This window comes from Phenylobacterium sp. (genome assembly GCF_030693805.1).
In the GTDB taxonomy this organism is placed as follows: domain Bacteria; phylum Pseudomonadota; class Alphaproteobacteria; order Caulobacterales; family Caulobacteraceae; genus Phenylobacterium.
Genome location: NZ_JAUXZW010000002.1, coordinates 1 through 25,282 on the forward strand (window position 1 = coordinate 1; position 25,282 = coordinate 25,282).

Sequence of the window (25,282 nt, forward strand, 5' to 3'; positions counted from 1 at the left end):
AGATCAGATGGATATCGCTTGGTCTTCTTCGCGATCTTGGCCATCCGGCCACGGCTCTGCTCGGTCCACATCCCGAGCTTGAATCACAGACCACGATGAAGCGGAATCACCGCTCACGCCTTTTCCAAACAGCCTCTTAGATGAAGCGCTTCGTTGAGAGTGAAGACCGCCGGCAGGGTGTCCTGCTTCCCGAATATCTCGAAGACTACGTGGCCGAGGACAACCCGGTCCGGGTGATCGACGTGTTTGTCGATGAGCTGGATTTGGCGGGCTGGGGTTTGAGGGCGTGATCCCTGAAGCGACCGGCCGTCCGGGCTATCATCCGGGCGTGCTGCTCAAGATTTATGTCTACGGCTACATCAACCAGGTGCAGTCCAGCCGCCGGCTGGAGCGTGAGGCGCAGGCCGGCGGAGTGGGGAATGTGGCTAGATCCTTCGACGGATGCTGCCGACGTCATTGCGGCGGTGCGGCCGGAGCGGTTCGAGCTGCGAGCGACTGCCTAAACGCTTTCGTGCACACCTCCGGAGCCGCACCGCGTTGATCCGCGTTGACTCACGTGTTCTCTAATTGTTCACGTCGTCGGTATGGGCTCTCGCAATTCAGACCGCATCCCCATCCAGATGCGACGACGCAAGTGCGAGACGGTTGCTGACATGGCCGCCCAGGGTTGGGACGTGCTATCCAAATGTCAGGCCTGTGGCTTGGTAATGCGTGTGAACCTGAAGATGATCGCGAAGGTCAGCGGCCCAGCCACGAGCTTGTGGAACCGAAAGCAACGGTGTCGCCGAGTTGGCTGCACGGGTTTTATCGAGTTCCAAGGCCGAGCGCCCGACATGCACTGGCACGAGACGCTGTCCGCACCCTCCGATGGCGAGATGTGACGGAACAATTGCCAGCGATAAACGATTTGCAAGATAGGTCCGCGTCTCTGGGAGGACCTTCTCCAGTCAGCCCCCGGCGCCCCGACGCCGGGGGTTTTCATGTGCCCGGATGGACCGAGCCTTCAAGCTGCTAGATCGCTCAACTTCAGACTGGCTAGGATGCGGCAGCTCAGGCCAGCAGCCAGTCCAAGGGCTTCTGCACGGCGACCGGCGTCGATGCTGGCGTCACGCGCCACTGAGCGAAGGCGGCGCATTGTGTCGACATACCGCCTGACCGGCTCAAGTTTGTCAGCGGCGAGGGCCGCCTTCGCGTGTTCAAAGGCTGCGTCGTCATCGGTGAACACTGAACTCTCCCAGTAGTTCTGGCGTAGAGACCAAATCGGCACACTCGGATGCCTTCGGTCTGCGACGTCGCATAGTTCGCGCCGGGGCCAAATCGTGCACCGAGCGCAGATGCCTCCGCAGCGGAGAACTCGTACCATCCGGCGTCATCCGCTACAGGACGCGCAAAGCGTAGGGGCTCCCATGTACAGCCGCAGTCCAAGCGACCATTGAGCGGCTTCAGCGCCTTGCCTCAACAGCGACTGACAACGGACGCCGCGCTCAGTTGTTAGCTCTGATTGAGGCGGAGAAGCGCAAGATGCAGCCTGCAAAGGGGCCGCGAGACGCATATTGATCCAAAGCGAGAACGATGTCGGGCCGTGGGGGCTGTCGAGGTGAACGGTCGATGGTTCGTGTCGAGGATCGCTCGGCAAACGCGGTGACCGTGAATTGAAGTCTGCTTTGCGCCACAGGGGTTAGCGCGTCACTCAAGCCTGAGCCAATGCGATCGGGGCAGCCGCCGAGCGAGGGCTCCCTGTGATGCGTGACGCTCGTTTGCGCGCTTCTGAGGAACTTTTTTGACCTAGTGGCCTAAATTTCAGTGGGACGAGGCGCCCGAAAGGTGGTGCTCTATGCAGACTGCGGAACACTACGTCGTCCAAGCTAAGCAGCTTGAGGAGCTCGCGGCGAAGGTGAAGCTGCTTGGCGCCCGCGAGGTGATCCTGCACGCGGCCGACTTGTCACGACGACGAGCGAAACGCCTGGGAAGGGCGATTGAGGACTAACGCATCCAGCCTGTCGAAACCGAAGGACAGGAAAACCCACTTGCGCCAGAGCGCCTCGAGCGTGTGCTTTTGGTTGGGACCGATCCTCGCGGAAGGCATTGTGGCCAGCGGTCACGCGAACCGCACCAACAGGTCGAACACATGGCCGCACCGACCAGCAAAGGCGAGACGTCCGAAACACCTTGCCAAGGGGGCGCCGTCCACACATGGCGCATCGGGGACGTCGGCGGTCACAAGCACGAGCATCAGGCGATTTTCAAAACTCCCCGCACAATCCCCTGGTTTATGCTTCTCCCGTCCGCAGTGTCGGCCAGCTCCTCAAGAAGGTCCGCCACGCGCCGCAGGCTGCGCACAGTCCGTGGACCGCTGAAGCTGCGAATGATCATGGCCACAGCATCAGGCTCTGCATCCACCCGAGCGCTGATGAAGAGCCGCAGGTCCTCATCGGTGAGCTCATTATAGGCGAGCGTCTGCACGTATAGGGCCCGGTCCGCGACGGCTGCGGATATGACGCTGTTGCGTCCACCGGCCAGTGAGAACTCGCTATTCCCGACAAACACGAGCCCAAGCGGGAACGGAGCATAGCAGCGATCGGTGTCGTTCCAGTAGCGGAGTGCGTCGATTGATTCTCGAGACAGGTTCTGTGCTTCATCGAAGATCACTGTCAGCCTGCCGAGTTTGCCCGGCTCGTGCTCACCCTGGCGCACCGCGTCCGCATCAACGCCGGCCCAGTGACACATGGTCGAATAAATCTTCTGACGCAGCTCCCAAAGCGAAGTCGGAGCATGCTTGAGCGACGAGCCGCCCAGGCGGCGGAGCCCCTCAAGCAGGTGCTGCAGGACCAAGACTTCCTTGGCGTTCTGCCGCGCGATCTTCACCACCACCATCTCGTCTGGCCGGCGGGAACAGGCGACATCAATGGCGGTGGTTTTGCCGATCCCAGGGGGACCAGAAAACACTGAAATACGCCGCCGCTCGTGGGTCGCCTGGATCCGTGCGATCAGCCGGCGGGCGATCGAGGTTGCGACGTAGGCATCAGTCAGCATCACGTTACTTCCGTTCCAGCCGCTGGGTGATTTCCATTTCGCGTGCACGTACGCGATCCGCTGCCGCCGGTTCTAGACGCGGTGATTGAAGCTCTTCCGCCATCGCCTTGCCACGCACCTCGACGTCGCTCCCGAGATCGAGTCTCGTACCAATGAAGGCTGATTGTTCCTGGGCTTGGCGCTTCGACCAACGGATTTTCGCTGCGACAGGATCGAGCTTCGGCGCCCCTCGCGCTAGCTCCGAGACGTATTTCGATTGCTCGCTCTGGCGTCGGCTTGAGACCTGCGCCCCCTCGATCCAACGCGCTGGAAAGAGCTGCTCGCGCTGCAGGTACACCCATTGCTCGCCGAGCTTCGCCAGCGGGGCGGCGTCGCGTCGCCAAGGCAAGGCAAGATCGACAGTGGTTCGCGAGGGTAGGGCGGCGAGCTTCTCATGCGTGAAGCGCTGGCCGCCGATCTTCAGAACGCCGCGATCAGAGCGGCGGCTGTCGCGATCTGAGAACGCCGCATCGAGCGCGAGCGGATCGACAGTTGCGCTCCGCCAGCCAGTCGCGACTTTCGACTGCAGCCACCCATCGGGCGATCGGTCAGCCCATTGCCCGCCCACAGGGCGCTGGTTGTGAGCGGTGATCAGATCCTGCGCGGTTCGGCAGAACTCATCCCAACTGCCTGGAAACGGCTTTGGCGGCTTGCCTATGGTCTGGGTCTTCTTGGCCATCCGGTTTGACCCGGCATAGCCAGGGAGCAGGGAGAACACGTAGCGATCGAGACGTGCGAACAGGCTTTCGATGGGCTTGGCCGAGGCATTGTACGGACGCGCATAAATCAGCGTCCGCATCCCCGGCTCATTCAGCTGCTGCAGCGCGCCGTCGATCTTTGCGAGCGCCCCGAACTCCGAGCCATTGTCCAGATAGAGCCCTTGGGGGAAGCCCCAGTTGGGCGAGGTGACCATCGCCAAGAAGCCTTCGATCACATGTTCCTGGCGAACGCCCTCTCCGCGCTCGAGGAGCACGAGGTGGACGAACACCCGGCCCGTGCCGGCGTCCATGAAGGCGACGATCTTCGGCCATGCTGGTGAGCCGTCCACACGTGTGACGATGACGTCCAGGTGCTTCACGTCGGCGACGATGCGTTCCATCGGCGCCAAATCTGTCCAGTCCCTGCGGATACGCGGCTTGGCGTCGTCGAAGGCCTTCCGGTCATTCCGACGAGTGTTCACCACGCGGTAGAGTGAAAAGCGCTCGACGTAGCGCCGGCTGAGGCGAAGCGCGTCGGCCGGCAGCTGCACGCCTCGCCGCTCGCAGATCTCGAGCAGCAAGAACTCGGCGAGCCTTCGGACCTCGCGACTGCCGGCTTGTTCCGCGCGAGATGCCCATAGGCCCTTCAGCGCCAACTCGAGTTCGGCCGCAATATCTCGGTGAATCCGATTGCTGTAGCCGCGGCCGCGGAAGGCGCGGTCGAAGACCCGAGACACCAGCACACGCGCTAAGCCGGCATTCGATGGGCGAGCTCGCGAGAGGCCGCGAAAGCCGTGTTGTTCATACTGGCTAAGCCACCGATACAGCGTGCGTTTGCTGCACCCGATAGCCCGTGCAGCCTCGGCGATTGCAACGGCTCGATCTGGTGATTGGCAGGGGTGAGCGAACGCGGTTGAGATGGTGTCCCAGCGGCGCAGCGCGACGTGGTCCTGCTCGACAGTCGATCGCAGAGCCGGCAGCTGCCGGGCATTGCGAACTGCCTTATCTGCCGGGCGAAGTTCGTCAGGCAAACTGGCTACGCTGACCTGATAGGCGAGGCCTCCGCGTGCGCGGAGACGACGGACGCGGATCGCAGCACCCCGCCAAGGCTTGCCTTGCGAGCCCAGCCTCAGCGCCTTCCTGGCGGCCTGTACGCTGATGCCAGCAAGCTGGGCGAAGGCGTCCGTCGAGATCCACGGCCCTGATGCGCTGAAGCTCTGCATTTCAGACGGCGACAAAGTTAGAGGCCGACAGCTCAGGAGCGCCGTCAAACCGATAGGCGACTAGCGGCCCGCCCTTGGCCACGCTGTAGTCCACACACGCGACCCGGCGCGATGCGGGAGCCCGGGGTCCCTCGGGATCAAACCAATAGTGTCCGATGAAGGTCGGGCGGTCTGGTTCCGCGATGCGGCTGTCTGGAGGAACGTCGCCGTCCGGAAGCGTCACGCCGGAAGGGCCGATATAGGCCTCACGAAGGCTCCCTAACTGCGGATCCCACCAGCGCGTGCGGATCGCGCTGCGGACGTGCCCGTCCTTGTCTGTGAACGTCGCGCCGCCTGGCAACTCGACCTCGACGCCCTTCAGCAGCGCGTCGACCGCATCATAGATGTCCGAGCCTGGCCGGCTGGCGGCGTCGATGTCGCCTGGCGTCAAGCGCCCCTGATCGCCAAGACGCGTCTTAAGGACTGCGGCGTGGCCGGGGCTCCAGCACGCGTGCACGACGCGAAAGCTCGACTCCTCGATCCACAGCGGCAGCTGATAGAACCAGTCGACCCACGCCCGATGTTCTGGAGTGTCTGCGCCGACCTCGCTCAGGAAGGCCGCGTGTTGATGGCGATTCTTCTCGCCTTTAGGTCCCACGCGCGTCCGAAGGTGATCTCCCTCGATGTCTGCGTGCGGCGTTGCCCAGGCGATCGCATTGAGCTCGTGGTTGCCCATGACGGCTCGAGCGGAGCCGGCATCGATCATCGCGCGGACCAGCTCCAAGGTTCGAAGCTGACCTGGCCCGCGGTCAATCAGGTCGCCGACGAAGACAGCGGTGCGCGTCGGATGGCGCCAGGCGCCGTTCCGACGGCGATAGCCGAGGGTTTGTAGAAGCGCCTCCAATCGGTCGCCGTGACCGTGGATGTCGCCGATGATGTCTTGGCTCATAGCGCAGCCAGCCTTCCTCGACCCAGAGCATGGGTCGTCGATCTCATTGTTGTGCGAGAAGAGCCTCATTGGGGCCGCGGCATTGGCGCGGCGAACCGGAGGCGTTGAGCTATTGATTTCTTATAACGTATGCGGGGGCAAGGGAGAATCTTGCGCTCAAGGCTTACCTACAGCCCCCAGTGCATCGCGCCCCTGCGCCGACCGGAGCTCCCGTAATAGGAACCTCCATAAAGGTACCACTCCAAGCCATCGAGGTGAGCGAGCGCCGTTTCAGGGGTGATCGTCGCGGCGGCGGCTTCAGAGATGAGGCCGCGCGCCCAGCGGCCTGATTGGGTGAAGGCTTCATACTCGACGAAGTAACGCAGCCACAGCCGGCGGCACGTCCGACAGCGAAGGAGCCCCACGTCTGCGTAGCGGCCATCCGTCTCATCACAGCCGCCGCCACCATAACTATCGAACTGGGTGTATTGGGCCGCCGCCTCCTCGCAGGCGCAGCCCGTGAGGTCCGTCAGCGGCTGTTGTCGTGCATTGACCATGGATACCTCCAAGGGTGCGCGTGTCATCGCGCGACCCGTCCGTGTTCGCCCCGAACTGAGACGATGTAATTTGAGGAGAGGCGACGGGTCGCGTGATCACGCTGCGTCCCGAGGGCCGTGAGCTATTGATTTCTTATAATCACTGCACGGGCAAGCCGTAATTTGCAGCGGCCCGGGGGTCCTGCAGTCGGCGGCTGGAGGGAGCAAGAGGTTTCCCAATCGGTTTCCCTATCGTCCCGTGATTGAGGAACCTCGCGGAAGAATGTCCTGTAGATTCAATAGTGCGCGTGTCATCACGATTGGGAAACTACGTGCCCAAGCCAAGGAGAAACCACGCCCGCGAAGTTCGTTGGTTTCGTTCCAGGTTCCGCGGGGCTGTTGACAGAATCTATGTGCCAGTCTGCGCCATTTTGTAAGAACCGTTCCACTGACCGTGCGACCTTGCTAGTGCTTGAGAATAACTCAAAGCTGAGCCGGGCGTGCGATACCGACTGCCTTCCCTTAACGCCTTGCGGGCGTTCGAGACCGCTGGGCGGCGCGGCAGCGTCACGGGCGCGGCGGAGGAACTTGGCGTCACGCCCGGCGCGGTGAGCCGTCATATCGGCATGCTCGAGGCGCACTTCGGCGTCCGGCTGCTGCTGCGGCATGGCCGCGGCGTGTCGCTGACCGCGAAGGGCCAGACCTATTTCGAGGAGGTGGTGCGCGCCTTCGACGGCCTTGACCGCGCCAGCAACGACCTCGCCGGACCTGGCTCGACGGGCGTGCTGTTCGTCAGCCTCTACACGACGCTGACGACCGAATGGCTGGCCTCGCGTCTCGATCGGTTCCGTCAGCGCCATCCGGAGGTCGATCTGCGGCTCACGGTCACCGTCGAGCGGGTGGATTTCGACAACGAGGAAGTCGACCTCAGCATCATCGCCGGGTCCTTTCGGCGGCCGGACCTGCAGGAGGACGCGCTATTTCGGTCTTCCTTCTTCCCGGTGTGCTCCCCCCTGCTGCTGGAGCGCGAGGTTCCGCTGAAGACGCCTCTGGACCTCAGCCGCCACACCCTGCTCTACGCGGACCGGGAACTGGAGATGTGGCGCGCCTGGTGCAGAGGTGCGGATATCCCGCCGCTCGACATGCGCAACGGCCTGCGCTTCGACAACCTCAGCCTGACCTACCAGGCGGCGCGGGCCGGCGGCGGTGTGGCGCTGGGCCACCCCTTCTTCCTGGTCGACGACCTGGCCTCAGGACGGCTGGTGGCGCCGTTCAAGCTGGCGACTGATTCCTTCACCTTCCACGTCGTCTATCCAAAGGCGCGCGCCAACGCGCCCGCACTGATCGCCTTCCGCGAATGGCTGGTGCAGGAAGTCGCGACCAGCAACGCCGTCGCCCGTGCGCTGATGGCCGACTTCGAGGTGATGTCGGCCGCCTTCGAATAGCGGTCGCCGCGACGCTCAGGCGCTCACCGGCTGCGGCGCACGGCGCGCCTGCAGAGCCTGCATCGCTTCTGCGAAGTCGTCGCTGGCCGCACACGCCGCCACACGACTCCGTTCGGCCTGCATCTGCTGCTCGAAGTCATTGACTGCGGAATCCCGCAGCAGAGCCTTGGCCTGTCGCAGGGCGAAGGGTGCGCCGCGCAGCAACTTCGCGACGATCTCTCCAGTCTTGGTCTCCAGATCCGCGTCGTCGGTCAGCCAGTTTGCGATGCCGAAGCGTTCTGCGTCGGCGGCGCTCAGCACATCGCCGACCAGGCACATCTCCAACGCCTTCGAGGGGCCGATCCGGCGCGGCAGCAGCCAGGATTCCCCGTGGTCGGTCACGTGTCCCAACTTCACGTTGTTCAGCAGGAACTTCGACGTCCGCGAGGCGACCACCAGGTCGGCGGCCAGCACGAACTGCATGCCCAGGCCGATGACATAGCCGCGCGCACTGGCGATCACCGGCTGCGGCAGGTTTAGCCACGCCCGCAGCAACGGCTGGATGGTGGTGTCGAGGGCGCGTTCGAAGCCCGCGGCGCGGTCCTGCGGCGTGGACTGGCCGTTCTGAGACAGGGCGCCGACGTCGGCGCCGGAACAGAAGTCGCCGCCGGCGGCGCGGACCACCACGACCTCGGCGGCTTTCTCATGCTCCAGCCGTCCCAGGATCTCGAGCAGACCCTTCATCATCTCCTGGGTGAAGGCGTTCTTCTTCTCGGGACGATCGATGGTGATCCAGCCGACGCGATCGGCGATATGCAGGGTGACCTGGTCGCTCATGGCAGTCCTTTCGTTCACGCGGTCGTCGGCGCGGGTTGATAGGCGTTTTGCAGGTCGCGCTTCACGACCTTGCCGTTTGGGTGCGCGGCAAGGCGTCGATCAAGCGTAGGTCGGAGAGAAGCTCGGTGGTGGACATGCAATGCTCCTCGATGTCGGGCTGGTCGCCCTCGGGCTTCAGGCGCTGGCCAACGATGTGGCGCGGACCACGCTCGCCGCGGCGCGCTGGCCGGCGCGGCGGCCGGTGATCGCCGAGCGCGAGAGCGCCGAACCGCTGAGGTACAGGGCGCCGTAGAAACCGCCGGCCGTCTCGCCAACCGCATACAGCCCCTCGATCGGGTCCCCGAACTGATCGGTCACCACCATGTCCGGGTTCACCGTCACGCCGCCGTAGGTCGAGGTGATCGCGTTGCCGGTGGCGGCGATGTAGTAGGGCGCAACGTCCACGGTCATCAGCTCGCCCTTGGCGTTCTGGTTCACCTTGCGGCCGAATTGGCTGTCGACGCCGCTCTCCCGCGCATCCTTGTTGTACTGGTCGACGCTGGCCTCGACCTTGGCGGGATCCAGGTTCATCGCGCGTGCGAGATCCGCGATGGTCGAGGCTGTGCGGATGTAGCCGTTGGCCAGCGCGTCCTTGAAGTTGTTGACGCTGGTGTCGGCGCCGGAGCCGTCCATCACCTTCTGGTCGAAGATCTGAAAGCCCAGGCCGTCGGGCTGCTTCATGCCGATGCCGCTCAGCACCTTGTAGCTCTGAGCCTCGTTGACGAACCGCTCGCCGTTCTTGTTGACCATGATCGCTCCGGCCGCGAAGGCGAAGATCAAGGGTGGGTAGTCGTCGTCCCCGGCCGGCTCGGGATAGTTGCGCAAGGCCCCGCCGTAGGAGCCGCTGACATAGCCCAGGTCGGCGTGCCCCGCGCCTAGCGCGGTCGCCATCACCAAGCCGTCGCCGGTGTTCGCGATGCCGCCGTGTTTGACCGCGTCGGCCAGTTCCGGCGCGTAGGTCTGCAGCAGCTTGCGGCTGCGCGAGAAACCGCCGGTGGCCAGGATCACGCCGCGCGAGACCTCGATATCCAGCGACTTACCGCCGTGGGTCACCGTCACGCGATTGACCCGCCCGGCGGCGTTGCGGTGCAGGCGCGTCGCCGCGGCCTTCGCGGCGTAGCGTAGCCTCGGGGTCTTCAGCGCGGCTTCGAACATCGCCGTGACCGCCCGGCCGGTCCCGGTGAGATGGGCGCGGGTGAAGCTGCGGATGCCTAGGTCGCCCAGGCTGAACTTGACGCCGTGGTCGCGCATGAACTCATAGGTGGCGAGCTGGTCCTCGACATAGACGTTGACCAGGGCGGGATCGTTCTTGTGCTGGCCGCTTTCCAGGAAGTCGTTGCGCAGAGCCTCCAGGCTGTCGCCGGTCATGCCGGCGGCCTCCTGCAGGTCGGTGCCGACGAAGGTGAACGCCCCACCGGCGTAGGACGAGCTGCCGCCGGGCTGATCGGCCTTTTCCAGCAGCAGGACGTCCGCGCCGGCCTCCGCCGCGGTGATCGCTGCACAGAGGCCCGCCATCCCGGCGCCCAGCACAAGCACGTCGGTCTTAGTGGGCAAAGCGTCAGCCTGGCTCATGGTCGTCTCCGGTCCCTGGGGCTCGTCGGGCGGCGGGCCGCCCGGACGCGCGCGGAGAGGCGTTCCGCGCCCGATGCCGTGGACGTTAGCATCCGGCCTCGGCGGCCTGAAAAGATAATAACCGCAAGCACCTGATTGAGGAAAACTCAAGTCCGGCGCGGAGCGCTGCTGGCCGTCGCTCGCGGTCTTAAGACGCCGCGGCGCTGGTCATCTTGAAGATGCCCTGGGCGTTGCCGCTGTCGAAGCTGAGGTCGAGTTTCCCGCTGCCCGGGACGCGCTCGCGCTGGATGAACTCGAAGAACGAGCCCGGTGTCGGCTGTTCGACATGGCGTCCGGCGGCGTCGACGAACACGCGCACGATCGGGTCGGCGCGATAGGCGGTCTGGCGAATCCGGCCGGTGGCCGAGACCTCGATGGTCTCCTTCATGGGCCGGCCCATGTCGCGTTGGGCGCCCGCCAGCGCCTCCACGGAGGACACCCGGTCGGTGGCGTGGTTGAAAGCGTTTCCCTCTGTGGCGATCCAGGCCATCTCGGCCGACTCGGCCAGCACGACCTCGTAGTCGGCGCGCGCCGGCGCAGGGTGCTGGCGGGCGAAGCAGGCGACCATCTTTGGCAGCAGGGCGCAGGCGTCCGCGAACGACAGCCGTCCGGCCTTCGACAACGCTTCAAGGCGGGCGCGGTCCGCGTCGTCCAGCGGATCGACCGAACCCTGGGTGATCCGCGCCGTCGCGGCCTGGAACGCCGGCGAGAAGCGCTCGACGTGCAGTTCGCTGAGGAAGAATTGCGGCACGGTCTCGGGGAAATCGGCGTGGGCGTAGGAGCGGCCGGTCATGCCCAGGCGGTCCAGGGGATAGACCTCGTTGCAGAAATAGCCGAGCGGCAGCAGGATCCGAGTGAGGGCGGCTTCGCCCGACGGCAGCGATCCCATGCCCGCCAGTTCCACCGTGCGCAGCGCCCCGTGGTCGAACACGAGCTGGCGGCCAGCCGCGCTCAGGTCCTGCATGTAGAGCCGGGCCGTCGGCACGCGATCGAGCAGGTCTTTCAGCAACAGGATGTTCAGCGCCTGGGCGAGCACGGCGCGCGAAACGTCGGTGTCGTTCGCCTCGGCGAAAGCCGGGTCGAGCTGGATCTGATCCACCAGCGCGGAGACCTCCGGCGCCGGATCCACCGATCGCAGCAGGCGCCGAAGAACGGTGTCGCGCACCTCTTGCATGATCTCACTCCCTGCGTACCGGCCGCAGACTAGGGCTTTTGCGGCCCATGGCAAAAGCGCTCGGCGGCGTCCGCGCTTAATGATCGATAGACGAAAAGCCGAAATCAGGCCGTTGATTGGCGATCGCCCTCGATCTGAAGTGGCGCGCCGGCGGCCGCAAGAACTGGACCTCGTCATAGTCAAGCAGGTCAGGGAGGGGCGGAATGCGTGGATCTATGACGCTTGCCGTACTGCGGAGCGTCGGGCTGGCGTGGTTCGTGGCCGCCGTGGTCGTCGCAGGACCCGTCGCGGCGCAGACCGCTCCGCCTGCGGGCGCCGGGCTCTCGCCTCAGGCCGAGGCGGCGCTGCGGACCCTCCGCTATCATCGCGAGGATGAGGACTGGCGCTGGCTGAAGCGCGGCGCGCGCACGCCGGACGCGTGGGATCGGTTTGAATACATCCCCCTGGGGAATGGCGCGTCGCTGTCGATCGGCGCCGACCTGCGCGCCTATTATGAGGGCTTTCGCAACGAGAACTTCGGGGTGGGCCTCGCCGAGAACCGGTACTTCCAGAACCGCGCCCTGGTGCACGCCAACCTGCGGATCAACGACAACCTGCGCATCTTCACCCAGTTGCAGAGCGAGGGCGTCACCAATCGCAAGGGTGGGCCGCGCCGGACCATCGACCGCAACGACCTCGACGTGAACCAGGCCTTCGTGGAGACCGCGGTTCCCGGCGGCGTGCTGCGGCTTGGACGTCAGGAATTGCGGCTGGGGGTCGGCCGGATCCTGTCGACCCGCGACGGCGTGCTCAATGTCCGCCAGCCGCTGGACGGCGCGCGCCTGATCCTCAGGAACAAGGCCGGCCGCCTGGACGCCTTCGTCTTCCATCAGGTGCTGACCACGCCTGACGCTTTCGACGATCGCTCGAAGGGCCAGCCGTATTGGTGGGGCGTGCAGGCCCAGCGCGCTCAGCCGACTCCGCGCGACCTGGGCGTCGAGCTTTACCTGCTCGGCTATGACGCCCAGCGCGCCACCTACTACGACGGCGGCGTGGGGCAGGAGCGGCGGCGTACGCTCGGCGGACGGGTGTTCATCAACCGCGACGGCTGGGACAGCGACGCCGAGGCCAATTACCAGTTCGGGACGTTCCGCGGGAACCGCATCGAAGCATGGTCGGCGGACTGGGAGGCCGGCTACACCTTCCGCGATCGGCCATGGAAGCCACGGCTGGGCTGGGCGTTCACCGCCAACAGCGGCGACAAGGCGATCGGCGATGGCGAGCTCAATTCCTTTCGCCCGTTCGTGGCGCGCCACCCCTGGGGCCAGCTTGCGCCGTTCGGCCTGACCAACATCGAGGGCGTCCAGGCGGTGGCGAATCTCCAGCCGCGCTCGAACCTGCGCCTGACCGCGCGGCGCTACTGGGTGCGTCGCCAGCAGGACGCGGAAGGGATCTACGCCGGCGGCTATGCGCCGCTGCGGCCTGGCTCACCCGCCCAAAGCCGCGACATCGGATCCCAGACCGAGCTCGCGGCCGAATACGACGTCACCCGTCATCTGAAGTTGTCGCTGTTCCTGACGCACGTCGAGGCCGGCCGCTACATTCGGCAGGGGCCCGGCGGCAAGGACATCGATTACACCGCCGCGATACTTCAGTACCGCTTCTGATCAATTCGGCGCCGCGCACAGTTGTGCAAACACGCGGGTTGGTGTCTCAGTCTCCGTTCATGATAGGTCCGACCAATAAGAGTCGGGCGGGGGACGGGACGGGATGCGGGCACTTACATTGGCACTGGCGATCGCCGCCGCCGGCGCGGGATCGCAGGCGCAGGCCCAGCAGCGCGCCCAGGAGAACGCCACGCGATCGGCCGACGACGCCTTCGGCGTGCAGGTCGGCAACGACCGCATCGGCCTCTACAGCGACCGCGACACCCGCGGCTTCAGCCCACTGGCGGCCGGCAACGCGCGCATCGAGGGGATGTTCTTCGACACCCGCGGCATGGTCACGCGCGTGCTGGCCAACACCACCATCCGGGTCGGCCTGACCGCCCAGAGCTATCCGTTCCCGGCGCCAACGGGCATCGTCGACTACGCCTTGAGGCCGCTGCCGGAGCGCGCGTCGTTCTCCAGCGTGCTGCAAGGAGGGCCCAACACCAGTTACGACATCGAGCTCGACGGCCAGCTGCCGATCGTCGAGGGCAAGTTCGGGATCGCCGGCGGGCTGATGTATCGCAATGACGTGCTGGTCCCGAGCGATCAGCTCAACACCCGTGCGGCGGGTCTTGTCGCCCGTTGGCGGCCTGCGGACGGCACGGAGATCATGCTGTTCTATGGCTATGCGGCGATCCAGCACGACCGGTTCAATCCGCTGGTGTTCACCTCCGGGCCGTTCCTGCCGCCGGACGTCAAGCCCACCTACTTCGGCCAGCGATGGGCGGTATCCAACGCCTGGAACCGCGCTTACGGCCTGCGGGCGCACAGACAGTTTGACGAGCACTGGCGGCTGGACACGGGCGTGTTCCACCAGAACATTCCCAACAAGGGACAGATCGCCGACCTCTACCTGAACACCGATCAGAACGGCGTCGCCGGACAGCACCTCGTCACCAACGAATTACCCGTGCAAGGCCCAGGCGTCTCGGGTGAGGTGCGGCTGAGCGGCGTCTACGTCGGCGATCGGGCCCGTCAGACCCTGCATCTCATGGCGAGGGCGCGCAGTTCGGAGCGCAACTTCGGCGGCACGGCGAACGCGATCATCGCGCCGCTGGTGATCGGCCAGCGTGTCGACCTGCCGCAGCCGGTGTGGAACTACGGCCGGTCATCGCAGGACGAGGTCCGGCAATGGACGGTCGGCGCCCAGTACCAGTTCGCCTGGCGCGGCCTTGGCGAAGCGACCCTCGGCGTCCAGCAGATCGACTACGAGAAGACCGTCACCCCGCCCACCGGTGCGCCGACCGTCACGGTCGACAAGCCTCTGTTCTACAACGGGTCGGTGGCCTTCACCCTGACCAAGCGGCTGGCCGCCTACGCGAGCTTCACGCAAGGACTCGAGGAGGTGCCGCTGGCGCCCGAGAACGCGTCCAACGCCCAGGAGGCGCCGCCGGCCATCCACACCGAGCAGTACGACTTCGGCTTCCGCTATGCGATCACCCCGCAGCTGCGCCTGGTGGTCGGCTACTTCAATGTGCAGAAGCCGTACTTCAACGTCGACCCGACGAGGGTCTACCGGTCGCTCGGGCAGGAAATCCACAAGGGCTACGAGATCTCGCTGGCCGGCAAGCTGACCGACCGTCTGAACGTGGTGGCCGGCGCGGTCCTGCAAAAGCCCGAGGTCACCGGCGAAGGCGTCGCCGCGGGCCTCATCGGACCCAAACCGGTGAGCCAGGCCGAGACCAACGTCCGCTTCAACCTCGACTACCGCACGGCGTGGATCGAGGGGCTGTCGGTCGATGCGGCCTTCGCCTACACCGGCGAGCGTGCGGCGACGGCGCGCGCCTTCGCCCAACTGGGCGGCAAGCAACTCGACGCCGAGGCTTTCGCCACCCTCGACCTGGGTTTCCGCTACCGCTTCAAGATCAGGGGCAATCCCTCGACCTTCAGAGCCCAGGCGCTCAACGTGTTCGACGATTTCGCCTGGCGCGTCTATCCGTCCGGCGCGTTCTATCTGGCGCCGGGGCGCGCCTATATGATGAGCCTAGCGACAGACTTCTAGGGGCGCCGTCTTGGGCCCGCCTGTCCGTTGCGATCCGTGGACGCGTTCAGGGACCAGCGCGGCCTCCACATCTCTCTGCAAGCGGGGTTCTGACATGAAGCCGATGATGCTGATCGCCCTGGCCGCCAGCGCGCTGGCCACGTCAGCCCTGGCCCAGCCGACGCCTGGAACCGGCGAGAACGCGGTCGATCCTCATGTGGTGTCCGACGCCGGCGCGGCGCCGATCGCCGGCCAGAGGATGTTCGAGGCGTTCCACGGCGAAGCCGGGATCAGCCGCATCGTCGACGATTTCGTCACCCGCATGGTCGCCGACCCCAGGATCTCGGAGATTTTCAAGGCCACCGATCTGGTCCGGCTGCGGCGCACCCTGAAGGAACAGGTCTGCTACCTGCTGGGCGGGCCGTGCGCCAACACGGGACGCGACATGACGACCACGCACATGGACCAGGGCGTCACCGCCGCCGACTTCCACGCCGGCGTCGAGAACCTGCAGGCGGCGATGACCAAGGAAGGCGTTCCGTCTCGCGTGCAGAACCGACTGTTGGCGAGACTCGCGCAGATGCAGGGCGACGTGGTCGAACGCTGAGCTAGAGGGTGATCCAGCGGCGGGGCCACTTCCAGCCCAGCGGCCGCACCTCGCCGGGTTTCAGGGCCAGGGACTTCACCGTGCCGGCCGAAAGCTCGCTGACCACATGCACGGGCTCCAGCCCTCCGACCGGGCTCACCGCGACGCCGCCCGCCAGCATCGCCTGATCGATCGCCGTCCATTCGGCCTTGGCGCGGTCCTCGTGGCCGACGGCGAAGAAGTGACGCAATGGCGCCGGCTCGCCCGCCAACTCCACCATCACCCCGATCATCCAGCCGCTGGCCATGGTCCGCCTCCCTTGCCGCCAGAGACGACAACCCGCCGCCGCATTCAAGGCCGCGCGGAGGCCTGTAAATATTTCATGGCCGCGCATGTTCGCCGGCGGCGCGCAGCATAAGCTGCGCCGCCCGCCAGGAGTCGTCATGAACCGTCGCATCGTCATCGCCGCCGCCCTGCTGGCGGTGGTCGGATCGCTCGCCGCCTGCTCGAAGCCCGCCCAGCCGCCCGCCAAGACCGTGCTCAACTTCTCGATCATCTCGGCCGAGAGCCAGCAGTCGGCGGAGGGCGACTGGCGGCCCTTCCTCGACGAGATGTCCAAGGCCACGGGCCTAACCGTGCGGCCGTTTTTCGGCAGCAACTACACGACCCTGATCGAGGCCATGCGGTTCAAGCAGACCGACCTCGGCTGGTTCACCAACCAGTCCGGACTTGAGGCCGTGCGCCGGTCGGGAGGGGAGGTGTTCGCCCGCTCGGTCAATCCCACCGGCGTCGATGGCTACGAGGGCGTGATCATCGTGCGCAAGGGCGGCGGCGTCACCCTCGACAAGCTGCTGAAGTGCGACAAGACGATCGACTTCGGCATGGGCGACGCGAAGTCCACCTCCGGCACCCTGGCGCCGATGACCTATCTGTTCGCGCCGCGCGGGATTGACCCCGCGACCTGCTTCCGGACCGTGAAGTCGGCCAACCACGAAGCCAACCTGTTCGCGGTGGGTAACGGCGTGCTGACGGCGGCGACCAACAACACCGCCTCGATGGACCGTATGGCGATGCTCGACACCGGCCTCGCCAAGCGCACGATCCATAATGTCGAGATCATCTGGCGCTCGCCGCGTATTCCCGAGGACCCGATGGTCTGGCGCAAGGACCTGGACCCGAAGATCAAGGCCAAGGTCGCCGACTTCATCTTCGCCTACGGGGTCGGCGACACGCCGGAAGCAGCGCGCCAGCGAACAATCTTGGCGCGCATCCAGACCCTGCCGTTCAAGCGGGCGAACGACAGCCACCTGCTGCCGGTGCGCGAGATGGAGGCCACCGAGCAACTGCTGGTCGCGCGCAAGAAGGGTGACGCGGCCGCCGTCGCCCAGGCCCAGGCGGCGCTGGACGCGGTGAAGGCCGAGCGCGCCGCTGCTCCGGCAAGCTAGGCGCGGGCGAGCCAGATCGTGTGCCGGGCGCCGCGCCGCCGGGCGCTGGCGCGCACCTGCGTCTCCTCGAAACTGAAGCCCGCGTCGCCGAGCCGTCGGTTGAACGCTGCATCGGGCGCCGAGGACCAGACCGCGAGGATTCCGTCCGGTCGCAACGCCCGACGGGCGGCGGCGAGCCCGGGCCGGTCATAGAGCCGGTCATTGCCCCTGCGGCTGAGGCCCCCTGGGCCGTTGTCGACATCCAGCAGGATCGCGTCGTAGGCCGCATCGGCCGAGCGGATCAGGGCGCCGACGTCGCCCTCGATCACGCTGAGGCGCGGGTCCTCGAGGCACGGCCCGGAGATGTGCGCCATCGGGCCTCGGCCCCAGGCGATCACCTCAGGAACCAGCTCGCTCAAGGTCACGCTTGCGTCGCCCGGTAGGACGTCCAGGGCGGCCCGCAGAGTGAACCCCATGCCGAAGCCGCCGATCAGCAGATGGGGCGCGGGGCGATCGCCGATCCGTGCGCAGGTCAGCGTCGCCAGCGCTTCCTCGGACCCGCTGACCCGGCTGTTCATCAGCTCGATGGCGCCCGACATGATCGAGAACTCGGCGCCGCGGCGCATGAGCTTCAGCTCGCCGCCGCCGCCGCGCATCACGGCGGTGTCAAGATGGACCCAGGGGATCACGACCTAGGTCAGCACGTGCTGCAGGAACTGCTGGCCGATCTGCAGGCCGGCCTCGTCGATGCTGTGGCCAAGCCTCGGCGACACGTGGGTGGTGACGTCGAAGCCCAGGGGGGTCAGCACGGCCTCCGCTTCGTAGAGCGACGCCACCGGCAGCATCGGATCGGCGTCGCCGTGGACCAGCAGGACCGGCGGTTTGGACTTCACCTCCGCGCCCAGGCTCTGCGCGTCAGCCAGCATGCCGGAATAGCCGATGACGCCGGCCAGCGTGCGCTCGCGGCGCGGCGCGACGTGCAGCGACATCATCGTGCCCTGGCTGAAGCCGATCAGCACTAGCCGATCCTCGCCGAGGCTATAGCGGGCGAGCTGCGCGTCGATATAGGCGTCGACCACGGGGGCGGCCGCGCGCACGCCCGCGGCGCGGGCCGCCGGGCTGAAGTCGGTGAGCGACCACCACTGATAGCCGCCCGGTGCGCCGGGGCAGGGCTGCGGCGCGTTCGGCGACAGGAAGACGACGTCGGGCAAGGCGTCGCGCCAGTAGGGCGCCAGGCCGATCAGGTCGGCGCCGTTCGACCCGTAGCCATGCAACAGGATGACCATCGCCTTGGGAGCGCCGCCGGAGGCGGGAAGGACGATCGGCCCGGTGAGCGTCGGAATGTCGGTCATGACGAAAGCTGGTGCGGGACGCGGGCGCGCCGGTCAAGCGTCAGAACATGGGTTCCAGGTCGCGCGGCTTTCTGCGGCGCGGGCGTTCGCGCATGACGCCGGGATAGCCCTTCAACGGCGACAGCGGCTCGCCCAGGTAGATCCAATCCGCCTGCTCGTGCAGGTACATGTGGTAGCGCGGCTCGCGGCCCGTACGGGTGGTGAACAGGGCGCGCGGGATGTTGACCATTCGCGGCGAGCGCGGCCGTTCATAGATCAGCGGCGTGCCGCAACGGGCGCAGAAGCTGCGCGCGGTGCCTTCCTCGGGGTCCTCGAAGCGGGTGATCTGCGCCTCGCCCTTGAGGATGCGGAAGCGGCTGCGCCAGCTGCCGACATAGGTGGGATAGGCGCAGCCCTGGGCGTGGCGGCTGGCTTGGGAGTGATCGTGCCACGACCAGACGGCCGGCACGTCGATCTCCAGCTCGACCGCGCCGCATACGCAACGCCCCTTCGACTGCACGGACGGGGATTTTCCGACCTTCGGCAAGGCGGCGGCTTTGTCAGGGCGGGGAAGCTTGGCCATTTGGCGCCTCGATTTCGTGCAGAGACGATCCCACGCCGAAATCGCCGCCGCGTCTACGCGCGTGGCGGCCGGTCTCGCGTCAGGGCGCAAGCTCAGGCATGTGGAGGCGCATGAAGCAGGTGATCGTCGTCAACCAGGCGCTGAACCTCCCGGCGGGCAAGATGGCGGCCCAGGTCGCCCATGCTGCTGTGGGCGCATTCCTGCACGCCGATCGCGAGCACCAGGTGGGCTGGCTCGAGGCCGGCATGCCGAAGATCGTGCTGCGCTGCGCATCGGCGGAAGACTTGCTGGCGCTGGCGCAGGCGGCTGAGGACGCAGGCCTCGCCACCATGCTGGTGCGTGACGCCGGCCGCACGGTGGTCGAGGCCGGAACCGCGACCTGCGTCGGGATCGGGCCCGGTCCTGTCGCCGACGTCGACGCGCTGACCAGCACGCTGAAGTTAGTGAGGTGAGCTAAGCGCGCCGGAGCACGCCCTAGCGGGCGGCGACGGTGATGTCTTTGATGGTGGACTGCACGGCGGCCTTGGCGCCGGCGCTCCAGATCAGCTTCAGGTAGCCCAGGGTGCGGGCCGCAGCGTCCTCGAACTTCCACTCGCAATCGTTGAAGCGACAGTCGGTGAAGCTGGGCGCGTCGCCGCCGGCGTAGACCAGCCGGCAATCGGTGAACTCGCAGCCGTCGAAGGCCTCGCCGTCGAGCAGGACCGTTTCCTGCGTGTAGCGGGCGCTATTCTGCATGGTGTCGTATCAATCCGCGGGCTTGGGTGTGGTGTCCGAGGCGTCCGCGTCCGTGTCCGACGCCGCCGCCTCGCGACTGCTGCGCTTGGCGGCCGCCTTCTCCGCGAGTTTCGCGGCCTTCTGGCGATCGCGTTCGATGCGCTCGAACTGGTAGTTGGGCTTTTTGGCCATGGTCTAAATCCTCGAAGGATCGATTATCTGCGCGCCTTGCGCGCGGCGTATTTGGCGTCGCGTTTGGCTTTCGCTTCGGCGTTCGAGAGCGCCTTGCGCTCCTTGCGTGCGCCACGCACGGCGTCCAACGCAAGCGCTTCGGCCTCGGCCTGAGCCTGGGCGATCGCTTCCTGCGCCTCGGCGGCGGCCTGCTTCTTGGCGGCCTTGGCCTCGGCGTGGGCTTCGCGGATCTTGGCCTGCTCGGCGGCGCGCAATGCGTCGCGTTCGGCATGCAATGGGTCGGCCTGAGCCGGGGTGGGACGGAATTTGGCCAGCAACGCCTGCTTGGCGGCGGCTGCGGTCTTCAGACGTTCGGCAAAGCCGGTGTTCAGCGTGTCGTTCACAGAATCTCCATGGGGGGAATGCCGAAGAGGGGCCGCCTTCGCAGGCGGCCCCTCCTCAGATCCATCGGCGAACCGATGGGCCTTATCTTAGCCGGCTTGCAGTTGGCCGGCCGACATCTTGCCGCTGCGCTGATCGCGCTCGAGCTCGAAGCGGAGCTTCTGGCCTTCATTGAGCGAGCCCAGGCCCGAGCGTTCGACGGCGGAGATGTGGACGAAAACGTCCTGGCCGCCATCATCGGGCTGGATGAAGCCGAAGCCCTTGGTGGAGTTGAACCATTTCACGGTGCCAGTGGCCATGTGAGTGACTTTCAGATGCAAGTGTTCGCGCGCCTCCGGGTGAGGCGTGAGATCAAATTGTCGGATGATCTTGGTAGGCTCGGAGCTCGATCCGAAGAACAAGCGTAGAGAGCGACCGAAGCCAATTCGAAAATTGATGGCTCATCATCGCATGGAACGCGGGATGGCGCCATCGAAAGCATTCTCAACGAATTCAAAGGCTCAGGCGTTTTCTGGGTTTATAGGGCCTGAACGAACCCTGATGATCGGGCGCGTCCAACCGCGGGGTCCGACCGTATTGTCGGTGAGGAGAGGATCTCGCCATGTCGAACGTGCGTCGGAATCTGCTGCTGACGATCCCGGCGTTGCTGGCCCAGGCCTGCACCCCTTTGCGCGCCTTCAACGCCCTCACCCCCAGAGACCGAGGCGTGCGGCCGAGCGTGCGCGACGTGGCCTACGGCGTCGGCCCAAGCCGTCGTCTGGATATCTATGTCCCGGCGAAGGCCCATGACGCCCCGGTGCTGGTGTTCTTCTTCGGCGGTTCATGGGAGGGCGGGCGCAAGGAGGATTACGCCTTCGCCGGCCGGGCGTTCGCCGCCAAGGGGTTCGTCACCCTGGTGCCCAACTATCGGCTGACCGGGGAAGCGCCATATCCAGCCTTCCTGGAGGACTGCGCGGCGGCGGTGGCCTGGGCGCGCAATCACGCCCGCGCCTACGGCGGCGATCCCCAGCGCATCGTGCTCGTCGGCCACTCGGCCGGCGCCTATAACGCCGCTATGCTGGCGCTCGACCGCCGGTGGCTGGAGCAGGCCGGCGCGCCCGGCGCGGTCGCGGCCTGGGCCGGGCTCTCGGGCCCGTATGATTTCCTGCCGCTTGAGGATGGCCCGGCCCGGCGCACCTTCGGCGGCGCCAAGGACCTGCCCGCTACGCAACCGATCAGCTATGTGGCGCCCGGCGATCCCCCCGCCTTCCTGGCGTCCGGCGACAAGGACAGGCTGGTCAGTCCCGGCAACGTCACGCGCCTGGGCGCGCGGCTGCGCGCGGTCGGCGTAACCGTCGAGGAGAAGCTGTACCCCGGCGCCGGCCACTCAGAGCTGGTCCTGGCCCTGGTCCCGCCGCTCAGGCTGCGGCTGCGGGTGCTGGACGACGCGAGCCGATTCCTCATGGCGGCCGTTGGACCCGCACTGCGCGTCACCGCATGAATGCGCAAAATTGACAGGCTCGAGAGGGCGGGCGAGACAGCGGCCACAACAGTCAACGGGAGACGACGATGGCCACGGGACCGCTCAAGGGCGTTCGGATCGTAGAGTTCGCCGGCATCGGGCCTGGGCCGTTCTGCGCCATGCTGCTGTCGGACATGGGCGCGGATGTCGTGCGCATCGACCGTCCGGCCAAGAGTGGTGAGGCCGATCCTCGCTTCGCCGTGACCTCGCGCGGTCGCCGGTCCGTGTCGCTCGACCTGAAGAACCCGGCGGACATCGAAACCGCGCTCGGCCTGATCGGCGCGGCCGACGCCCTGATCGAGGGCTTCCGGCCAGGCGTGATGGAACGCTTGGGCCTTGGCCCAGACGTTGCCCTGAAGCGCAATCCGAAGCTGGTCTATGGCCGGATGACCGGCTGGGGTCAGACCGGCGCGTTGTCGCAGGCCGCCGGCCACGACATCAACTACGTCTCCATCACCGGCGCCTTGCTGGCGATGGGCCCGGCGGACCGTCCGCCGCCGCCGCCGCTGAACCTGGTCGGCGATTTCGGCGGCGGCGCGCTGTATCTCGCCATGGGCGTCTGCGCAGCCCTGTTCGAGGCCTCCAAATCGGGTCAAGGCCAGGTGATCGACTGCGCCATGTCCGAAGGCGCGGCATCGCTGGCGGCGATGTTCTTCGGGATGCGCGCGTCCGGCGCCTGGACCGACCAGCGCGCGTCCAACCTGCTCGACGGCGGCGCGCACTTCTACGGCGCCTATGAGTGTAAGGATGGCGGCTACGTCTCGATCGCCTCGATCGAACCCCAGTTCTACGCCCTGCTGCTTGAGAAGACCGGGCTCACCGGCGATCCGGATTTCACCCGCCAACTCGAGCGCGAGGGTTGGACGGGCCTCGCCGGCCGCCTGACGACGCTGTTCAAGACCAAGACCCGGGACGAATGGTGCGCAGTGATGGAAGGCTCCGACGTCTGCTTCGCGCCGGTCCTCAGCTTCGACGAGGCGCCGAAGCATGCGCACAACAAGGACCGCGAGGCCTTCGTCGAGATCGCCGGCGTGATCCAACCGAACGTGGCCCCCCGCTTCTCGCGCACCCCCAGCGCCGTGCAGGGTCCGCCGCCGGCCACCGGCGCGCACAACGCCGAGGTGTTCAGCGACTGGGGCGTCGCGGCGCCGGCGCTGGCGAATTGACGCTGGGCCTGAAGAACGCGCCCTAGATTGGGCGAGCGGCCGGCGCCGCCGAGAGCGCCGGCCGTGAACAGTTGGAGGACGCCTGCATGAAGGCATACGAACTGCAGTCGACGAGCGGCCTGGACGGGCTGCAACTCGTCGACAAGCCCATGCCGGTGGCTGGCCCAGGCGAGGTGCTGGTGCGCATAAAGGCCGCGACGCTGAACTACCGCGACCTGCTGATCCTCAAGGGCGGCTACGGTTCACGCCAGAAGTCGCCGGTGATCCCGCTGTCCGACGGCGCAGGCGTAGTCGAGGCGCTTGGGCCCGGCGTCATGGGTTTCGCCGTCGGCGACCGAGTGATCGGCGGCTTCTTCGAGACCTGGCAGGGCGGCCCGCCCAGCCAGGAGAAGTTCGCGAGCGCCCTGGGCGGCATGGCCGACGGCGTGCTCTGCGAATACCGAGTCTTTCGGCAGGACAACCTGACGCGCACGCCGGATCACCTGACCGACGAGGAGGCCGCATCGCTGCCGTGCGCCGGCGTCACCGCCTGGAGCGCGGTTATGAACTTCAGCCCGGCCAAGCCGGGCGACGTGGTGCTCACCCAGGGGACGGGCGGAGTGTCGCTGTTCGCCCTGCAGTTCGCCAAGCTCGCCGGAGCGCGGGTGATCGCCACCAGTTCCAGCGACGAGAAGATCGAACGCCTGAAAGCGCTCGGCGCGGACGACACCATCAATTACCGCACGACGCCGAAGTGGGGCATGAAGGTCCGCGAACTGACCAACGACCGCGGCGTCGACCTGGTGGTCGAAGTCGGCGGCGCGGGCACGCTGAACGAGTCGATCCGCGCCACCCGCATCGGCGGCACGATGGCGCTGATCGGGGTGCTGGCCGGGCCGCCGCAGGGCGAGGTGCGCCTGCCGTTGATCGTCATGCAGCAACAGAACATCCAGGGCGTCACCGTCGGCTCCAGCGAGGATCTGAAGGCGATGGCCAAGGCGATCGGCCTGCACGGCATGAAGCCGGTGATAGATCAGATCTTCCCGTTCGAGCGGGCGAAGGACGCCTTCGTCCGCCTCGAGACGGGCCAGCATTTCGGCAAGGTGGCGATCTCGTTCCCCTGAGCGCGCCGACACTCCGAATTTCACAGGAGGCGACACGCCATGGCGTCCACCCCAGCCGGTTCGCCGGCCGCCCTGCACCCCACTGCTGATCCCGCCTGGCTGGCCAGCGGCGCCGAGGAGATCCTCGAGCCCGGCCTGCCGATCGTCGATGCGCACCATCACCTCTGGGGTCCGCCCAGGGGGCCGTATCTGGGGGCCGAACTCGCGGCCGACATCGGCGAAGGCCACAGGGTGGTCGCCACGGTGTTCGCCGACTGCACCGAGGGCTATCGCACCGACGGGCCTGAAGGCTTGCGCTCGGTCGGCGAGACGGAATTCGCCGCCCAGGTCGCGCGAGAGGCGGAGGCCGGCGCCTATGGCGGCGTATTGCTCTGCGCCGGGATCTTCAGCCGCGTGGAGATGCGTGACGGCGCGGCGGTGGCCGAGGCGTTGCACGCCCACATCGAAGCCGGTCAAGGCCGCTTCAAGGGCGTGCGGTTCTCGAGTCCATGGGATGCGGACCCGGCCATCCGCAGCACGGCCCGCCTGTACACCGAGGGTCTGCTGTACGATCCGACCGTCCGCGAGGGCATAGCCTGTCTCGCGCCGCTCGGCCTGACCCTGGACACCTGGCTCTACCATCCGCAGATCCAGGACGTGGCCGACCTCGCCGAGGCCTTCCCGGACACCCAGATCATCCTGGATCACGTCGGCGGGCCGGTGGGAACGGGACGCTACGCCGGCAAGCGGGACGAGGCCTATGCGGTGTGGCGCAAGGGCGTCGAGGCGGTGGCGCGCCAGCCCAACGTCTCGGTGAAACTGGGCGGCCTGGCGATGGAGCTTTCAGGCTTCGATTTCCACGAGGGGCCGAAGCCGCCGTCGTCGCAGGAACTCGCCGACGCCTGGCGGCCCTATGTGGAGCCCTGCATCGAATTGTTCGGAGCCGACCGCGCGATGTTCGAGAGCAACTTCCCGGTCGACAAGTTCTCCTGCAGCTACGGCCTGCTGTGGAACGCCTTCAAGCGTCTAGCCGCCGGCGCCTCGGCCCAGGAGAAGACCGCCCTGTTCAGCGGGACCGCCGCCCGCGTCTATAGTCTCGACCTCTCTGCGGCGACCGCGTGATCCGCAACGG

General features: G+C 66.6%; 25 protein-coding genes and 1 pseudogene. 11 read left to right on the top strand and 15 right to left on the bottom strand.

The window, feature by feature from the left end; all coding sequences use genetic code 11:
- Window positions 1-140: 140 nt before the first annotated feature.
- Window positions 141-403: pseudogene (locus Q8M88_RS00095) on the top strand (transposase); the annotation flags it as partial.
- Window positions 404-2,232: 1,829 nt separating this feature from the next.
- Here the strand turns inward: Q8M88_RS00095 and Q8M88_RS00100 are convergent.
- From Q8M88_RS00100 to Q8M88_RS00115, 4 genes are all read right to left on the bottom strand, one after another.
- Window positions 2,233-3,033: an AAA family ATPase gene (locus tag Q8M88_RS00100; RefSeq protein WP_305593847.1), complete on the bottom strand. Its 801-nt coding sequence runs from the start codon at window positions 3,031-3,033 to the stop codon at window positions 2,233-2,235.
- Window positions 3,034-3,037: 4 nt separating this feature from the next.
- Complete coding sequence (locus Q8M88_RS00105; RefSeq protein ID WP_305593849.1) at window positions 3,038-4,993, bottom strand: helix-turn-helix domain-containing protein; 1,956 nt, start codon at window positions 4,991-4,993, stop codon at window positions 3,038-3,040.
- A gap of 1 nt (window position 4,994) precedes the next feature.
- Window positions 4,995-5,921, bottom strand: a complete 927-nt coding sequence (locus Q8M88_RS00110; protein WP_305593851.1) for a metallophosphoesterase — start codon at window positions 5,919-5,921, stop codon at window positions 4,995-4,997.
- A gap of 167 nt (window positions 5,922-6,088) precedes the next feature.
- Entirely contained in the window at window positions 6,089-6,457 is a 369-nt protein-coding gene (locus tag Q8M88_RS00115) for a hypothetical protein (RefSeq protein ID WP_305593853.1), read from the bottom strand.
- 479 nt (window positions 6,458-6,936) lie between these two features.
- Here Q8M88_RS00115 and Q8M88_RS00120 point away from each other — a divergent pair, with 479 nt between their 5' ends.
- Window positions 6,937-7,881, top strand: coding sequence for a LysR substrate-binding domain-containing protein (locus tag Q8M88_RS00120; protein ID WP_305593855.1), 945 nt, complete (start codon window positions 6,937-6,939; stop codon window positions 7,879-7,881).
- 15 nt (window positions 7,882-7,896) lie between these two features.
- Here Q8M88_RS00120 and Q8M88_RS00125 read toward each other — a convergent pair whose 3' ends face one another.
- The 3 genes from Q8M88_RS00125 to Q8M88_RS00135 form a co-directional block, all read right to left on the bottom strand.
- Window positions 7,897-8,697, bottom strand: a complete 801-nt coding sequence (locus Q8M88_RS00125) for an enoyl-CoA hydratase/isomerase family protein (RefSeq protein ID WP_305593857.1) — start codon at window positions 8,695-8,697, stop codon at window positions 7,897-7,899.
- A 174-nt stretch (window positions 8,698-8,871) separates the two neighbouring features.
- Window positions 8,872-10,308 (bottom strand): FAD-dependent oxidoreductase, encoded by a 1,437-nt coding sequence (locus Q8M88_RS00130; RefSeq protein ID WP_305593859.1) that lies wholly within the window; start codon window positions 10,306-10,308, stop codon window positions 8,872-8,874.
- Window positions 10,309-10,495: 187 nt separating this feature from the next.
- Window positions 10,496-11,521, bottom strand: a complete 1,026-nt coding sequence (locus tag Q8M88_RS00135; protein ID WP_305593861.1) for a 2-oxoadipate dioxygenase/decarboxylase family protein — start codon at window positions 11,519-11,521, stop codon at window positions 10,496-10,498.
- A 203-nt stretch (window positions 11,522-11,724) separates the two neighbouring features.
- Here Q8M88_RS00135 and Q8M88_RS00140 point away from each other — a divergent pair, with 203 nt between their 5' ends.
- The 3 genes from Q8M88_RS00140 (at window position 11,725) to Q8M88_RS00150 (ending at window position 15,797) form a co-directional block, all read left to right on the top strand.
- On the top strand, window positions 11,725-13,167 hold the full coding sequence (locus Q8M88_RS00140; protein WP_305593863.1) for an alginate export family protein: 1,443 nt from the start codon (window positions 11,725-11,727) through the stop codon (window positions 13,165-13,167).
- 118 nt (window positions 13,168-13,285) lie between these two features.
- Window positions 13,286-15,211 carry a TonB-dependent receptor gene (locus Q8M88_RS00145; protein WP_305593865.1) on the top strand — a complete coding sequence of 642 codons (1,926 nt, stop codon included), beginning with the start codon at window positions 13,286-13,288 and terminating at the stop codon, window positions 15,209-15,211.
- 94 nt (window positions 15,212-15,305) lie between these two features.
- Window positions 15,306-15,797, top strand: a complete 492-nt coding sequence (locus Q8M88_RS00150) for a group 1 truncated hemoglobin (RefSeq protein WP_305593867.1) — start codon at window positions 15,306-15,308, stop codon at window positions 15,795-15,797.
- Between the two features lies 1 nt (window position 15,798).
- Here Q8M88_RS00150 and Q8M88_RS00155 read toward each other — a convergent pair whose 3' ends face one another.
- Window positions 15,799-16,083, bottom strand: a complete 285-nt coding sequence (locus Q8M88_RS00155; RefSeq protein WP_305593868.1) for a hypothetical protein — start codon at window positions 16,081-16,083, stop codon at window positions 15,799-15,801.
- 136 nt (window positions 16,084-16,219) lie between these two features.
- Between Q8M88_RS00155 and phnD the strand changes: the two genes are divergently transcribed.
- Complete coding sequence (gene phnD / locus Q8M88_RS00160; RefSeq protein WP_305593870.1) at window positions 16,220-17,221, top strand: phosphate/phosphite/phosphonate ABC transporter substrate-binding protein; 1,002 nt, start codon at window positions 16,220-16,222, stop codon at window positions 17,219-17,221.
- Here the strand turns inward: phnD and Q8M88_RS00165 are convergent.
- The 3 genes from Q8M88_RS00165 to Q8M88_RS00175 are packed head-to-tail and all read right to left on the bottom strand — an operon-like array spanning window position 17,218 to window position 19,114.
- Window positions 17,218-17,889: a spermidine synthase gene (locus tag Q8M88_RS00165; RefSeq protein WP_305593872.1), complete on the bottom strand. Its 672-nt coding sequence runs from the start codon at window positions 17,887-17,889 to the stop codon at window positions 17,218-17,220. The two genes, phnD and Q8M88_RS00165, sit on opposite strands and share 4 nt — an antisense overlap.
- Window positions 17,890-17,892: 3 nt before the next feature.
- Window positions 17,893-18,552, bottom strand: coding sequence for an alpha/beta hydrolase (locus tag Q8M88_RS00170; RefSeq protein ID WP_305593874.1), 660 nt, complete (start codon window positions 18,550-18,552; stop codon window positions 17,893-17,895).
- Between the two features lie 40 nt (window positions 18,553-18,592).
- Entirely contained in the window at window positions 18,593-19,114 is a 522-nt protein-coding gene (locus Q8M88_RS00175; RefSeq protein ID WP_305593875.1) for a GFA family protein, read from the bottom strand.
- A 110-nt stretch (window positions 19,115-19,224) separates the two neighbouring features.
- On the opposite strand from Q8M88_RS00175, the gene pth2 reads away from it, so the two are divergent.
- The gene (gene pth2, locus Q8M88_RS00180) at window positions 19,225-19,566 is read left to right on the top strand and encodes an aminoacyl-tRNA hydrolase (protein WP_305593876.1); all 342 of its coding nucleotides are present in this window, start codon (window positions 19,225-19,227) and stop codon (window positions 19,564-19,566) included.
- A 22-nt stretch (window positions 19,567-19,588) separates the two neighbouring features.
- On the opposite strand, the gene Q8M88_RS00185 is transcribed toward pth2, so the two are convergent.
- The 4 genes from Q8M88_RS00185 to Q8M88_RS00200 form a co-directional block, all read right to left on the bottom strand.
- Window positions 19,589-19,849 carry a hypothetical protein gene (locus tag Q8M88_RS00185; RefSeq protein WP_305593877.1) on the bottom strand — a complete coding sequence of 87 codons (261 nt, stop codon included), beginning with the start codon at window positions 19,847-19,849 and terminating at the stop codon, window positions 19,589-19,591.
- A 9-nt stretch (window positions 19,850-19,858) separates the two neighbouring features.
- Window positions 19,859-20,020 carry a hypothetical protein gene (locus Q8M88_RS00190; RefSeq protein ID WP_305593879.1) on the bottom strand — a complete coding sequence of 54 codons (162 nt, stop codon included), beginning with the start codon at window positions 20,018-20,020 and terminating at the stop codon, window positions 19,859-19,861.
- 23 nt (window positions 20,021-20,043) lie between these two features.
- Window positions 20,044-20,403: a DUF6481 family protein gene (locus tag Q8M88_RS00195; RefSeq protein ID WP_305593881.1), complete on the bottom strand. Its 360-nt coding sequence runs from the start codon at window positions 20,401-20,403 to the stop codon at window positions 20,044-20,046.
- 87 nt (window positions 20,404-20,490) lie between these two features.
- Entirely contained in the window at window positions 20,491-20,700 is a 210-nt protein-coding gene (locus Q8M88_RS00200; protein ID WP_305593883.1) for a cold-shock protein, read from the bottom strand.
- A gap of 302 nt (window positions 20,701-21,002) precedes the next feature.
- Here Q8M88_RS00200 and Q8M88_RS00205 point away from each other — a divergent pair, with 302 nt between their 5' ends.
- From Q8M88_RS00205 to Q8M88_RS00220, 4 genes are all read left to right on the top strand, one after another.
- Complete coding sequence (locus Q8M88_RS00205) at window positions 21,003-21,881, top strand: alpha/beta hydrolase (protein ID WP_305593885.1); 879 nt, start codon at window positions 21,003-21,005, stop codon at window positions 21,879-21,881.
- Between the two features lie 68 nt (window positions 21,882-21,949).
- Window positions 21,950-23,068 carry a CaiB/BaiF CoA-transferase family protein gene (locus Q8M88_RS00210; protein ID WP_305593887.1) on the top strand — a complete coding sequence of 373 codons (1,119 nt, stop codon included), beginning with the start codon at window positions 21,950-21,952 and terminating at the stop codon, window positions 23,066-23,068.
- Between the two features lie 86 nt (window positions 23,069-23,154).
- The gene (locus Q8M88_RS00215) at window positions 23,155-24,171 is read left to right on the top strand and encodes an NAD(P)-dependent alcohol dehydrogenase (protein ID WP_305593889.1); all 1,017 of its coding nucleotides are present in this window, start codon (window positions 23,155-23,157) and stop codon (window positions 24,169-24,171) included.
- Between the two features lie 39 nt (window positions 24,172-24,210).
- Complete coding sequence (locus Q8M88_RS00220; protein ID WP_305593891.1) at window positions 24,211-25,272, top strand: amidohydrolase; 1,062 nt, start codon at window positions 24,211-24,213, stop codon at window positions 25,270-25,272.
- Window positions 25,273-25,282 lie beyond the last annotated feature (10 nt).

Excerpts from the sequence above, each read along its gene's own strand:
- Q8M88_RS00185 (WP_305593877.1), bottom strand. The coding sequence starts at position 19,849 with ATGCAGAATAGCGCCCGCTACACGCAGGAAACGGTCCTGCTCGACGGC.
- Q8M88_RS00150 (WP_305593867.1), top strand. The coding sequence starts at position 15,306 with ATGAAGCCGATGATGCTGATCGCCCTGGCCGCCAGCGCGCTGGCCACG.
- Q8M88_RS00155 (WP_305593868.1), bottom strand. The coding sequence starts at position 16,083 with ATGGCCAGCGGCTGGATGATCGGGGTGATGGTGGAGTTGGCGGGCGAG.
- Q8M88_RS00140 (WP_305593863.1), top strand. The coding sequence starts at position 11,725 with ATGCGTGGATCTATGACGCTTGCCGTACTGCGGAGCGTCGGGCTGGCG.
- Q8M88_RS00190 (WP_305593879.1), bottom strand. The coding sequence starts at position 20,020 with ATGGCCAAAAAGCCCAACTACCAGTTCGAGCGCATCGAACGCGATCGC.
- Q8M88_RS00210 (WP_305593887.1), top strand. The coding sequence starts at position 21,950 with ATGGCCACGGGACCGCTCAAGGGCGTTCGGATCGTAGAGTTCGCCGGC.
- pth2 (WP_305593876.1), top strand. The coding sequence starts at position 19,225 with ATGAAGCAGGTGATCGTCGTCAACCAGGCGCTGAACCTCCCGGCGGGC.
- Q8M88_RS00135 (WP_305593861.1), bottom strand. The coding sequence starts at position 11,521 with ATGCAAGAGGTGCGCGACACCGTTCTTCGGCGCCTGCTGCGATCGGTG.
- Q8M88_RS00200 (WP_305593883.1), bottom strand. The coding sequence starts at position 20,700 with ATGGCCACTGGCACCGTGAAATGGTTCAACTCCACCAAGGGCTTCGGC.
- Q8M88_RS00100 (WP_305593847.1), bottom strand. The coding sequence starts at position 3,033 with ATGCTGACTGATGCCTACGTCGCAACCTCGATCGCCCGCCGGCTGATC.
- Q8M88_RS00130 (WP_305593859.1), bottom strand. The coding sequence starts at position 10,308 with ATGAGCCAGGCTGACGCTTTGCCCACTAAGACCGACGTGCTTGTGCTG.
- Q8M88_RS00175 (WP_305593875.1), bottom strand. The coding sequence starts at position 19,114 with ATGGCCAAGCTTCCCCGCCCTGACAAAGCCGCCGCCTTGCCGAAGGTC.
- Q8M88_RS00125 (WP_305593857.1), bottom strand. The coding sequence starts at position 8,697 with ATGAGCGACCAGGTCACCCTGCATATCGCCGATCGCGTCGGCTGGATC.
- Q8M88_RS00220 (WP_305593891.1), top strand. The coding sequence starts at position 24,211 with ATGGCGTCCACCCCAGCCGGTTCGCCGGCCGCCCTGCACCCCACTGCT.
- Q8M88_RS00205 (WP_305593885.1), top strand. The coding sequence starts at position 21,003 with ATGTCGAACGTGCGTCGGAATCTGCTGCTGACGATCCCGGCGTTGCTG.
- Q8M88_RS00215 (WP_305593889.1), top strand. The coding sequence starts at position 23,155 with ATGAAGGCATACGAACTGCAGTCGACGAGCGGCCTGGACGGGCTGCAA.
- Q8M88_RS00110 (WP_305593851.1), bottom strand. The coding sequence starts at position 5,921 with ATGAGCCAAGACATCATCGGCGACATCCACGGTCACGGCGACCGATTG.
- Q8M88_RS00105 (WP_305593849.1), bottom strand. The coding sequence starts at position 4,993 with ATGCAGAGCTTCAGCGCATCAGGGCCGTGGATCTCGACGGACGCCTTC.
- Q8M88_RS00115 (WP_305593853.1), bottom strand. The coding sequence starts at position 6,457 with ATGGTCAATGCACGACAACAGCCGCTGACGGACCTCACGGGCTGCGCC.
- phnD (WP_305593870.1), top strand. The coding sequence starts at position 16,220 with ATGAACCGTCGCATCGTCATCGCCGCCGCCCTGCTGGCGGTGGTCGGA.
- Q8M88_RS00170 (WP_305593874.1), bottom strand. The coding sequence starts at position 18,552 with ATGACCGACATTCCGACGCTCACCGGGCCGATCGTCCTTCCCGCCTCC.